Annotated in this window: 15 protein-coding genes; all 15 read right to left on the bottom strand. The window is 35.8% G+C overall.

The annotated features are described in order from the left end of the window. Position 1: 1 nt before the first annotated feature. The 15 genes from WJN01_RS02515 to gcvH all read right to left on the bottom strand — a co-directional run bounded on the left by WJN01_RS02515 (position 2) and on the right by gcvH (position 12,381). Entirely contained in the window at positions 2-1,231 is a 1,230-nt protein-coding gene (locus tag WJN01_RS02515; RefSeq protein WP_445195582.1) for an ABC transporter permease, read from the bottom strand. Continuing rightward, positions 1,224-1,925, bottom strand: coding sequence for an ABC transporter ATP-binding protein (locus WJN01_RS02520; protein ID WP_445195583.1), 702 nt, complete (start codon positions 1,923-1,925; stop codon positions 1,224-1,226). The genes WJN01_RS02515 and WJN01_RS02520 overlap by 8 nt, the downstream gene beginning before the upstream one ends. Before the next feature lie 91 nt (positions 1,926-2,016). Then, positions 2,017-2,235 (bottom strand): CAMCR motif-containing small membrane protein, encoded by a 219-nt coding sequence (locus WJN01_RS02525; protein ID WP_445195584.1) that lies wholly within the window; start codon positions 2,233-2,235, stop codon positions 2,017-2,019. A gap of 33 nt (positions 2,236-2,268) precedes the next feature. Further along, entirely contained in the window at positions 2,269-2,847 is a 579-nt protein-coding gene (locus WJN01_RS02530; protein ID WP_445195585.1) for a DUF420 domain-containing protein, read from the bottom strand. A gap of 56 nt (positions 2,848-2,903) precedes the next feature. Next, complete coding sequence (locus WJN01_RS02535; protein WP_445195586.1) at positions 2,904-3,650, bottom strand: SCO family protein; 747 nt, start codon at positions 3,648-3,650, stop codon at positions 2,904-2,906. Beyond that, a complete protein-coding gene (locus tag WJN01_RS02540; protein ID WP_445195587.1) occupies positions 3,643-4,359 on the bottom strand; it encodes a hypothetical protein in 717 nt (238 codons plus the stop codon). Before WJN01_RS02540 ends, WJN01_RS02535 begins: the two co-directional genes overlap by 8 nt. A gap of 121 nt (positions 4,360-4,480) precedes the next feature. After that, positions 4,481-4,861: a cytochrome C oxidase subunit IV family protein gene (locus WJN01_RS02545; RefSeq protein WP_445195588.1), complete on the bottom strand. Its 381-nt coding sequence runs from the start codon at positions 4,859-4,861 to the stop codon at positions 4,481-4,483. Between the two features lie 18 nt (positions 4,862-4,879). Further along, positions 4,880-5,848: a cytochrome c oxidase subunit 3 gene (locus WJN01_RS02550; protein ID WP_445195589.1), complete on the bottom strand. Its 969-nt coding sequence runs from the start codon at positions 5,846-5,848 to the stop codon at positions 4,880-4,882. Positions 5,849-5,894: 46 nt separating this feature from the next. Beyond that, on the bottom strand, positions 5,895-6,476 hold the full coding sequence (locus WJN01_RS02555; RefSeq protein ID WP_445195590.1) for a cytochrome c oxidase subunit 3: 582 nt from the start codon (positions 6,474-6,476) through the stop codon (positions 5,895-5,897). 2 nt (positions 6,477-6,478) lie between these two features. Continuing rightward, a complete protein-coding gene (cyoE, locus tag WJN01_RS02560) occupies positions 6,479-7,372 on the bottom strand; it encodes a heme o synthase (protein WP_445195591.1) in 894 nt (297 codons plus the stop codon). A gap of 186 nt (positions 7,373-7,558) precedes the next feature. Then, positions 7,559-9,658 (bottom strand): gliding motility outer membrane protein RemB, encoded by a 2,100-nt coding sequence (gene remB, locus WJN01_RS02565; RefSeq protein WP_445195592.1) that lies wholly within the window; start codon positions 9,656-9,658, stop codon positions 7,559-7,561. 205 nt (positions 9,659-9,863) lie between these two features. Further along, positions 9,864-10,661 carry an energy transducer TonB gene (locus WJN01_RS02570; RefSeq protein ID WP_445195593.1) on the bottom strand — a complete coding sequence of 266 codons (798 nt, stop codon included), beginning with the start codon at positions 10,659-10,661 and terminating at the stop codon, positions 9,864-9,866. Between the two features lie 187 nt (positions 10,662-10,848). Beyond that, entirely contained in the window at positions 10,849-11,571 is a 723-nt protein-coding gene (locus tag WJN01_RS02575) for an energy transducer TonB (protein WP_370477592.1), read from the bottom strand. A 59-nt stretch (positions 11,572-11,630) separates the two neighbouring features. Further along, entirely contained in the window at positions 11,631-12,008 is a 378-nt protein-coding gene (locus WJN01_RS02580; RefSeq protein ID WP_445195594.1) for a VanZ family protein, read from the bottom strand. After that, complete coding sequence (gene gcvH, locus WJN01_RS02585; protein WP_445195595.1) at positions 12,001-12,381, bottom strand: glycine cleavage system protein GcvH; 381 nt, start codon at positions 12,379-12,381, stop codon at positions 12,001-12,003. The genes WJN01_RS02580 and gcvH overlap by 8 nt, the downstream gene beginning before the upstream one ends. Positions 12,382-12,394 lie beyond the last annotated feature (13 nt).

The raw sequence follows: 12,394 nt of genomic DNA on the forward strand, positions 1-12,394 counted from the left end.
ACTAATCGTTTCTTAATGCTACTATGGGTTTAATTTTTGAAGCCCTACTTGCCGGAAAATATCCCGCTATGGCACCGGCAATAATTAGGGTAATGGTCGCACCTACTACCAACCTTGTGCTAACATATGGGTCTTTTATATAGTACTGCTCTAAGCTTGGCCCCACCCATTCCAAAACACCTACGCCAATGAGCAAGCCTACATAACCTGCAATTGTTGTAATGAGAATGGATTCCAATAATATCATGGAGACTATGGATTTAGGTGATGCGCCCAAAGCTTTTCTGATACCTATTTCTTTAGTGCGTTCCTTAACAATAAAAATCATGATATTGCTGATGCCAACAACTCCTGCTATTAACGTACCCATACCGATAATAAAGATTATTACCGTTAGCCAAAACGTCATCATATCAACTTGTTTGGTGCCTTGGGCCATATTATGAACCCGTATAGCCCGTTGGTCACTTCGTGCTACCGAGAACCGTTCCTTTAATTTTTTGGTAATGGCCGTACCAAAGGCCAAAGCGGCATCACTGTTCATTTCTGGATTGTAGGTTAAATGCATAAAATCAATAAAATCGGTATTGCCATAAAGGAACTGTGCAGTTGTTAATGGCACATAAATGACCCGTTCTTCATTATCTCCTTCATCATCTGTAAAAATCCCAACAACTTTAAACGATATACCGTTTAAGCTAACATACTTTCCTATGGCATTTTCTTTTGCAAACAGTTCATCATTTACAACTTTACCAATTACAGCTACTTTGGTTTTACGATCCAAGTCATTTTGATTAACGTAGCGCCCTTCACTAACCACATTATTCTCAATGAACATGTACTCTGGATGCACTGCCCTAAGCTGATAATTGCTTTTTTCGCCTTTAAAAGTTGCCGTTACATTTCTATTGACTTTACTGGTCATATACTGCACCTTATCTCCAAACTCATCCATAATAAAGTCATGGTCTTCATTCTTAAATCGAATTAACCTGCCCGCCTGAAGGCCTTTGTGGGCTTTGGTGGTCATGCCCGGAAAAATAACTATAGAGTTGTTAGCATCGGTACCAAAGGCTTCTGTGAAGTAATTTTGCAAGCCATTTGAAATACCGAAAAGAATGGCAAATAGCAGAATGGCGAATGCCACCGTAAAACCAGAAAGCAAGCTTCTGGTTCTATTTTTATTTATACTTTGAAATATTTCCCGCCAAAGGTCTAGATCAAACATGTTGTTGCACCCTTACTTGCTTTATTTTTTTGTCTTCCATGATGACCCCATCGCGAAGCTTTACAATACGCTTACACATATTGGCAATGTCTTCTTCGTGGGTTACCATTAAAATGGTTTTCCCTTCGTCATTTAGCTGCTGAATAAAGGCCATAATGTCATATGACGTTGTGCTGTCCAATGCACCGGTAGGTTCATCGGCCAAAAGTAATTTAGGATTTGCTGCCAACGCCCTTGCAATGGCTACACGCTGGTTTTGACCTCCAGAAAGTTCCTTTGGTAAATGGTGCGCCCAATCGGCCAAGCCAACTTTCTCCAAATGGAACATGGCTTTTTCTTGCCGTTCTTTGCGCTTCATGCCTTGATAATACAATGGAAGCGCTACATTTTCAAGAGCGTTTTTGTAATTGATTAGGTTGAATGACTGAAAAATAAAACCTAAAAATTTATTTCGGTATAACGCTGCTTTTTTTTCGGTGAGGTTTTTTATGGGTAATCCATCTAGAATATAATCCCCTGAATCGGCCTCGTCCAGCATCCCTATAATATTGAGCAAAGTGGATTTACCTGAACCGGAAGACCCCATAATGGCTACCATTTCACCATCTTCGACATTTAGATCTATTCCTTTTAAAACATGTAAACTAGAATCTCCTATAGGATAGGATTTGTGAAGTTGATGGATTTTTAACATAACTTTTGATTGATTTAAGCGGTGCTAATTGCTTTATAGTTAGACTATCAATACAAAGAAATGTTACATGAAAAGCAAATAAAAGTTTTTATTACTTTTTTAACGTATTATATTTACGGTAAATAATATAGCCTATACCCCCTATTAGGATATAAGGTATAGCCATAAGGTAAATAATACCATCATTAATGCCTTTGGCAGCAGTTTGCCCTTCTTCACTTTCCAATACCGCACGACACATGGCACACTGGGCTTCAACAGGTAGAGAAACCAAAATAAGGAGAATTAATGTTAACTTTAAGTTTTTCATTGAACAGATTCTCACGCTTCACTCAGAATGACCTTAAATATAATAAGGAGAAATCATAAGATAAACAATTACACCTGTAATAGCAACATACAACCACAAAGGAAAAGTTACTTTAGCTATTTTTCTATGTTTTTCAATATTATTTGTAATGGCTCGAACATAGGTTATTAAAACAAACGGAATAATAACCACAGATAAAATAATATGCGTCAACAGTACAAAATAGTATATATAAAGTGTATTACCAACAGATTCCTTTTCATTTGGATCTAAAATTCCATTATGATTAATGTCACCAAATTTGGTAGAATCGCTGGTCATGTGATATGCCACATACATAACCAAAAAAGCTACAGAACACCAAATAGCCGTAGTCATTAAATTTTCATGAAGCACCAAATTTTTATTCTTTATAGCTATAAATGCAATGATTAGAATTATTGCTGTTAACCCATTAATCGTAGCATAGATAGGAGGTAGAAAGGTTAATGGTTCTACATTGGGAATTCGAACTCCAAACAATATAGCAACTACTACTGGTATAACAACCGATAGAAGGATAATGAGTTTATTGTATTTCTTATCGTCTAAAATGATTTTTTCTTCTTTCATATTTTTAGATTATGTGATTTTGAAACAACCCTTCGACTGCGCTCAGGGTGACAAAACTATTCATTGAGCAATTTTTTAATATCCTCTTTTAATGCACTTATTTCTTCTGGAGACCCATCATCATCCACTTTTTCTTCTTCTGAAACTATCCCTTTGTAATAGATTATTGGGTTTCCAAAAACATCTTTTCTAGATCTGATGAATCCGTTTTTATCAATAAGGGCAAAATTCCCTGAGTGTTCAAAACCGCCCGCAACTTCAGCTTCCTCAGCGGTATATAAATTAAAGCCTTCGTTGGCCAGCTTATAAATAGCTTCCTTATTCCCGGTCATTAAATGCCAATTCGGATTGGTTACACCGTATTGTTCAGCATAATTCTTTAAAACTTCAGGAGTATCATAATCTGGGTTTATGGTGAATGATGCAACACCAAAATCTTCAAAATCCTTAAATGCATTTTGAATCTGAATTAGGTTTCTATTCATTCTTGGGCAGATGGTAGGGCAAGTAGTAAAGAAAAATTCAATAATATAAACTTTACCTTCATAATCTTTGTTTGTTACCTTTTTTCCATTTTGATCGGTAAATGAAAATGTGGGCACTTTTTTTGGCTCTCCGTTAATTTCGATGAAAGCTAAGTTGGAACCAACTGATTTATTTTCGGTTGCATAATCACTTCTGCTTTCATTTCTAATCACATCTTTATTCGTAATTCGATCAATAATTTTGGGAATAAAAATGATTCCGAAAACAAGAATTATAAATGCGATTCCTATGTATGAATAATTAGTTTTTTTACTCATGGTTTTGATTTAAATCGTTTGCCCTTCTAACCTCAGAATTAAATTCGCCTTTTCGTTTTTGTCTATATTCTGTAAACAAAATGCGCATATCTTCGCTCATTTTATTTTTTATTTCGGCCACTTCAATGCAGTTGTAGGCATACAAACCGTACATGGGTTTGTTTTTTTCAATTTCGCGATCCGTTCTATCGTCCAACCTACCGCGTTGGTTTAAGTCCTTATCAATAATAAATACATTATTTGATGATAATTCAGAGGAAAGTGGTTTAACGGATTTGAGACTATTAAACTGTTTCTTTAAATCTTCAAACTCGCCAAAAACAAAATGCCAGAATTTTAAATCTTCATAAGAACTAATCTCTGCTTTAAGCTTTTCAACGACATCTTCTGTACCATTGGGCATTAAAATAACGATTTGAAACTTTTTGAAACCTTTAAACTTATCGTACACCAACTCTTTTAAGTTCGATGCAGCGGTTGCATTATCGAGCGGATTAGCCCCAAAAAAACCAAGCACAGTAATATTATCTTTCAAGCCTGTTTTTTCTCCAGAACTGGAAGCAAAATCATCTATATCCAAAACCTGTTCACCCACAATATCCAAAGGTGTATAATTATGGGTTGCCGGATATAGCATTAATAAAAAAGTGACAGGAAGAAAAAATAAAATTCCTAAAATGAGATAACGCCCAACTTTTTTTTGTTCCATAAAACCACCCTAATCGCACTACTTTTAGTGCTTAGCAAAAATAAAAAAAGACGGTTTAATAACCGTCTTTATATCTTAATTTAACACTTCAATTCTATACCTCAACAGAGCTAAAAATATTTTAGAAATCTCTTTTTATAAATCCTTCGTCATAAACTCTAAATACATAACCTCCTTCTTGCAATAAGATGAAAATCAAATAAAGAATTAAGAAAATAGCTGTCCATACAACCATACGTCTCAATCCTTTAGTTTCATCGCGCATGTGCATGAAATCCCAAGTAATATAATACGCTTTTACCAAAGTTAAAATAATGAAAATCCAGTTAAGCAACTTCATGCCCAATACATGACCCATTAAACTTTCTGGTTTATATATACCCAGAGCTACCTCAACTGCTGTTACAATAGACAATAAAATTAAAACGCCCCAAATTTTTTGGGTATTGGATTTGAATTTTATTAATCCTCTTAATATTGCTAAATTATGTCCGTGTGCCATTTTTTATTGTATTATCAATTAAACTAGGTAGAAGAATGTAAATACAAATACCCAAACCAAATCTACAAAGTGCCAGTAAAGACCAACTTTCTCTACCATTTCATAGTTTTTACGTCTTTCGTAAGTACCTAATATTACATTGAAAAATATAATGATATTAATCACTACTCCAGAAAATACGTGGAAACCGTGGAAACCAGTAATGAAGAAAAAGAAATCTGCAAATAGTGGTGACCCATATTCATTTACATGAAGATTAGCTCCTTCAACCACCAATTTGCCATTTTCCTTTATTTGTTTTAAAGATTCTTCTCTGGTTAATATTGTTTTGTGCCCATGCTCATCCAACAATTGGCTTCTTACCAATATATTGTCATGTTCTTCTAATCCGTTTATTACTTCTTCAACAGTGTATGGTGGTAAAGAACCTTCGGAAACAAACCATAAACCTGTATTTCTTTTATCTTGAACACGGTCGTGTTCCTCAACGGCAGCAAAATCTCTTATCGCAACACGATGACCATCAGTATCAACAAACTGTAAAATGTTTCCTCCTTTTGTCTGCACTGCGCCGTAATCACCTTTTATAAAAGTTGCCCATTCCCATGCTTGAGACCCAACGAAAATTAAACCTCCAATAATGGTCAAAAACATGTATAATGTTACTTTCTTTTGGTTTAAATGGTGACCAGCATCTACGGCTAAAACCATAGTTACAGACGACATGATAAGTATGAACGTCATAAACGCCACATAAATCATTGGCAACTCTTGACCGTGTAAAAACGGTACGTGAGTAAATACTTCGTCGGCAATTGGCCAGGCATCAATAAATTTGAATCTTGAAAATCCATAGGCCGCTAAAAACCCAGAAAATGTTAAGGCATCAGAAACGATGAAAAACCACATCATCATTTTACCATAACTTGCTTTTAGTGGTTGGTTACCTCCACCCCAAGTTTTGCCTTCTACTACTGCTGTACTCATATATAATGGTTGTTATTTAAAAGTTGCACAAAAATAGTCAATTTATTTATCTAATAAAATATAAAAATAAAAAGAGGTATACCCACAGTATATCTATAAAATGCCAAAAGGTTGCTGCTAGTTCAAACCCTAGCATTTTGGTCGCATCATACTTTTGTTTAAAATGATTATAAATTACGACCAAAAGACAAATTAAACCTACAACAACGTGCAAAATATGCACAACTGCAATCAAATAAATGTAAGACATGGTTACATTACTGGTCGGGCCAGTAAAATTATAACCTAGGTCAATAATTTCCCGAAAGCCTGTAAACTGGTTGAAAATAAAAACCACACCCAAAACAAGTGTAGCAAGCAACCATAAAGAAGTTGCTTTTCTATTGCCGTTTTTTAATGCTCTCTTGGCCAAAAGGAACATTACGCTGCTCAAAACAATTACAACAGTGCTTATGATAAACGCATTAGGCAGCACAAAATCCTTTAACCAATCGGGTCTTGAGCTACTTACAATAAAAGCACTTGTCCACCCCATAAAAGACATAATGAGCGACACAATGCCAAACCAAAGCATCATTTTTTTTGCTCTTGCGTTTTTTTCTTCTTGGGTACCCTGAGTTAAATCCATAGTTAACTAATAAATTTATCTATAACGTATATAATCTGTACTAAAGTGATGTAGGAAACACTCACCAACATAAGTTGTTTCGCAGCCTTTTCAGTCATTTTATTGAATAATCTAACCGCATAATACAACATCCAAAGCCCAACTGCAAAAACCAATACAGCAGCTACAATCGATAAATGCAATCTGCCCGTAAAACCAAAAACTGGAATAATAGAAACTATGATGGTCCAAATAGTATACATCATGGTTTGTACTGCTGTTCCCTTATCTTGTTTCCCAGTTGGTAACATAAAAAATCCGGCTTTTTCATAATCGCTGAACAAAAACCAACCTATGGCCCAAAAATGCGGGAATTGCCAAAAAAACTGTAGGGCGAACAACGTTCCTGGTTCAATGCCAAAATCATCGGTAGCAGCTACCCAACCCAACATAAAAGGAATAGCTCCCGGAATAGCACCTACAAAAACAGCCAAAGGCGTTTTAGTTTTTAAAGGCGTATAAACGCAGGTGTATAAAAAGATGGAAATTGCCCCAAACATGGCCGTTTGTTTGTTGATGGTGTAAAGTATAATGACACCTAATAACGTAAAAATTGACGCTATAATGAAGGCTGTGGTAACCGACATTCGCCCAGCAGGGACCGGCCTATTTTTGGTTCGTTCCATCAAGGCATCCAAATCTTTTTCAATAATTTGATTGAAGGCATTTGAAGCACCAACCATGAAATATCCTCCAAAAGCCAGTAAAATCAAGGTTTTTAGATTAACGGTTTCAACACCCAACAAATAACCAGCCAATGATGAAAACACTACGCTCAGTGCCAGACGCATTTTGGTGATTTCCTTAAAATCTGAAATTAAAGAAGGTGTTGCCAATGAAGATTTTGAGTTGCCCAATAGTACTTTTTCTTATCCGCTTTTAAATAGCGAGTGCAAAGATACTTCTTTAAAGCATTTTGAGCAATGGTTTTTAAGCTGAAATTGAAAACGGTTTTGGTTAAAATATTTGGTTTTTAATTGAGGAGATGCTGGAACAAGGCTTCGACTGCGCTCAGCCTGACAGTCCAAGTAATACTTTCATTGTCAAAAATCAAAATACCAATTGAACAAATCAGTTCTTATTCCAAAATTTAACCAAACGGTGTTGTTTTTAAAGGTTGACGTTGTTGTAGCTTCGGGGTTAAAATTCCTAAAGGTAACGTCCGCAAAAATCTTCAAGTTGGACGCTGGATTGACCAAATAGCCTGCTTGCAAATTCCCATAAAAAGTAGTGGTTTCAATACCCTGACCAACTTTAACACCACTATCAAAAGGACGGTCGTCATAACTTCGGTATATATCGGCGCCATAACTAAAATTATCTGTACCGTTGTCAAAGTCCAATCCGCGCTTACCAAAAATTAATTTGGCATCACCAAACCAACGTTGGTACCGGTAACGGCCGATAATAATCACTTCGCTAAAATTGGCTCCCCATAAATGAGCCATTGGTTGATTATTATGCCCATAATTTAGCACAATGGTATTATGTGAATACGTGTATGGGCGTACACGATTATACTCAAATTGCAACAACAAATTATCAACCTTAAAGGCATTATAATATTTCACCCCTAGTTGATAACCGTACTTATTTTTCCAACTTTTTTCACCGCCTTTAATATCACCAAGTGAAAATTCATCCAATATGAATTGCCCGTAAGCATTTACATTGTCGCAAAATTTATACTTGGCCGAAGCGCCGAGCAATGCGTTTCCTGCACCTTGCCCCGTTTCAAATTCAATAGCCCTAAAAAAAATAATGGGGTTTAAGTAGTTTACATCAAACCCTCGGTTGTTACTGTTCGTCCAAAGCACCGATTCAAACAAACCTAAGTTCAGTCGTTTTGAAACATTCCAACTTAAATAATGATTCGCGATATATTTGGTTAAGAATGCTTTGTCCTGTTCTACTTCATCCCTGACATCCTTGACCCACATCCATGTATTGGTGTATTTTATTTTCCAAAACTTGGTATTTAGTTTTAAAAATGGATGTGGACTAGCGACGTCACTCAACAATAATGAACGATAACCATCACCAATAAAGTTTTTGCCATGCCCAAACTGGATGTTCATAAAATCAGTTGGCGCATACGATAGATAAGCTTCAGCAACGGGATAGTCATAAGAATCCGTTTTAAAACGCTTTGCAATGCCACGCCCAGGAATGATTGCCGGATCGGGACCAAAAGCCTTTAAGCTTTCAGAATATCTGTTTACATAATCTGCAAAACGCCCTTGACTTTCAAAAACCGAGGAATAAAAGTTAAGCTTTTTGCCCAAACCACCTTGTATCAAAATACCTCGGGTATTATTGTATGTTGACCCTGAATCTAAATCGGCATCTGTTCCTACTTCCAAATCAAAAATAGGGTCGATGGTAAACCAATAATCCTTTCCTTGCAATTGAACCAAATGCTCGTTCCACAGCTTTTTTCCTCCCCAAGTATTGGTTGACTTTTTTATTTGATCTTGCTCTGCCTGAAAATCATAATATTTTGAAACTTCCTCATAAACAAAAGGTTTGGATGCCGTATGGCTATTCGTACCAACCAAGTTCATACTTCTATCAAATCTGGCATAATCACTATGGGTAAATTGAATATTTAATTGACTGTTGTAAGCTTGGTTTTCAAAAACTAACAAATTGGCATTGACACTATCAAATTCCTTCTTGGCTCTTTCATCTTCTTTTGAAATTTTGTTTTCCTTGGCCAAATCTTGGGTAACAACAGTTTGATTTTGCAACGGTATTTTTATAGGCATTGAGTACTGCTTAAATGTTTTTCTGCCGTTGTAAGTTGCCGGCGTTATTTGAGGCAATTTTGCAAAAACATTTTTTGCCTCTTCCTTGAGTTCATTGTATAGGGCATCAACATAAATCACACGAAATTTACCCAAGGTATCAACCTCAAAAAGCAACACAACCTCTCCTTTATAATTTTGATCTAAAATCTGTTGCGGCACTTTAAAATTATTGTAAACATGATTGAACACTTGTTTATCAAAACACGATTGCAAATTAGCTATAGCGACAGTATCACACGCCGGAAAAATAGGAGGTTTTTCATTTAAAATGGCGTTTTGGGCATAGCCATTATGTAGTGCAAAAAGTAGGAACATTACAATAAATTGCTTCATGCTGATTTGTTGCGTGTTGATTTAGGGTTGAAAGATACTATATTTTTTACACTCATTAATGCTGAAATAGACGAAACCACTTAGGATTTCCTGCATACTTTTTCAAGAACCTGAAACACTGAAATAAATTCATCGCAGGCAAGTTCAGGTCATAAAAAACCACTACCCTTAGAGTAGCGGTTTTAAAAACTTAAATTCATGGATTTTATTGCACCATAAACTTAATAGGCACATTATAAATAACCCCTACATTTTTATCTCGCTGTTTACCGGGCACCATTTGCGGAATAAAATTAATAACACGCTTGGCTTCTTCATTCAATTTTGGATGTGGCGACCTTGTTTTGATGTCTTTAACCTTGCCTGTTTTATCTACTGTAAATTGTACATCGATTCTTTGCATTCCACTTAAACCATATTGGGTAGCGATATCATTACCATCAAACTTTCGTTGAATTAGTTTAGTGATTTTATCGGAAAAACACTGTTTTCTACCATCATTTGTTTTTTCGTTCTCACAGCCCGGGTAAATTGGCACTTGCTCAATCCTAATAAAATCAAAAGGAGTATCATCTTCAGGTTTATCCATTACATTAACTTTCCCCGGATCAATAGGTGTTTCGGGAGATGTGTCCTGTTCACTCGTTACCACCTCAAAATCTTTTTTAGTTTCATAATCATTATCAACCTCTTCAATCTTGTCAATCAGTTTGGTCACATTTTGAGTCTCCTTTTGTTGCTCTGACTTTGGTTCTTCATACACCTTGAAATTCTCAATGTAAATTTCTTCAGGGTCATCTGGAAGCAAAACATCTGTTGTTACGGGAATGGTTTTTTCAAACCTCATCTCCAGCAAACCAAAGGCCGCCAATAAACAGACAATTAGCCCTATTTGAAAATAAAGGGTAGAGTTTTTTTGTAAATTTGCTTCATGCTTTTGCGATTTTTTCACGATTAGCTCATTTTGCCGAATGAGTTCGTGAGGTTTCTTTTGATTTCTCATAATAATTATAGTTTAAATGTTAATATTATGATAAAGTCACAATAAGCATACCAAAAGGAAATCCCGTTACAAAACTGTAACGGGATTTTATATTTTTTATTCAGCCCAAGAAATAATTGAAAATAGCGGCACAAAAAAACCTCGAATAAAAATTCGAGGTTTTTAAATTTATAAATAATCTCAGTTATTAATCTTGTACTTGGAAAATAATTGGCAACGAATATGGAACGTTTACTGGTTTACCACGTTGTTTTCCTGGTTTCATTTTTGGCAATAAGCCAATAACACGTGCAGCCTCTTTTTCTAATCCTGGGTGCGGAGCTCTGGCACGCACACCTGTAATGCTACCTGTTTTATCTATTTTGAAAATTACGTTGATACGTTGTCTTCCTGATAAACCTAATTCACTCGCCAATTCTGTATTGAATTTTTTATTCACAAACTGCGATATCTTTTGAGACATACAATCTCTTTTTGCATTATTGTTAGGCTCATTTTCACAGCCTGGGAAAACAGGTACATTTTCAATTACAGAGAATGGTACGTCAATGTCTTCCTCAACTTCAACAACCTCTACTTCTTCAACCTCAACGATTTCTGTTTCTTGATCAACCTCAGTAGATTCAATAACTGTTTCCTCTACTTCAACCTCATCCTCAACAATCTCAATCACCTCAGGCGCTGCTGGTGGTGGTGGTGGTGGTGGTGGAGTTTGAATTTGCTCTGTTAATGGAATTTCTTCTTCAAGCTCCTCTTCCATAACCACCATACCTATATCAATATCTGACTCGTCATAGGTTTTGTAATTAATGGCATAGTTTGTAAGGAATAGCATAAGCGCTAAACCAATGGCAAAGTAAAGTGAACTGTTTCGCCCAACATTAGCTTTAGGATTTTTTTTAGGTTCCATAATTTATTCGTTTATCAAGATTGCTAAAATAACTATTTATTTATCAAAAATGCAAGCGTTTAAGAGTTTTTAACTTGCAATGTACCCTTAAACCAAAGTACTATTGAAGCCAACAACGCCCCTAGGCTATTGGCAAAAATATCATGAGCATCCAATGTTCTATAATCCGTCAATGTATCTTGTAATACCTCAATAATTATACCAAAAATTATGGCGAATACCAAGGCGTAAACAATTGACTTATTTGTTTTTAACCCAAAGCGGTAATGCCAAGTGCCAAACCATAAAATGGTCAACACTACGTAGGCCAAAAAATGAAAGATTTTATCACCAAAGGAAACTCCTATATCAGGCAAATTATTTAACCGCACCAAACACACCAAGGTTAAGACCAAGGTGTATGTGAGAGTAAGAAAAAATATTACTTTTTTAAGCACCTATCAGGGCTTTATAGTCATCGGCCGACATTAATCCGTCCACTTCTGAAGCATCAGAGCACTTAACTTTTATCATCCAGCCTTCACCGTAAGGATCGGTATTCACCTTTTCTGGTTCATCCTCTAGAGACTCGTTAAATTCGATGATTTCACCGGAAATGGGCAAAAACAAATCAGAAACGGTTTTAACCGCTTCAACAGTTCCAAAAATTTCTTCGGCACCCAAAGTTTCATCTAAAGTTTCTACTTCAACATAAACAATATCGCCCAATTCACTTTGTGCAAAATCGGTAATTCCAATAGTTGCAATATCGCCGTCCATGGCTACCCACTCGTGATCTTTTGTATATTTTAATTCTGAAGGAATATTCATTTTATCTTTTAAA

The sequence above is a fragment of the Tamlana sedimenti genome (genome assembly GCF_038148895.1).
GTDB lineage: Bacteria > Bacteroidota > Bacteroidia > Flavobacteriales > Flavobacteriaceae > Tamlana.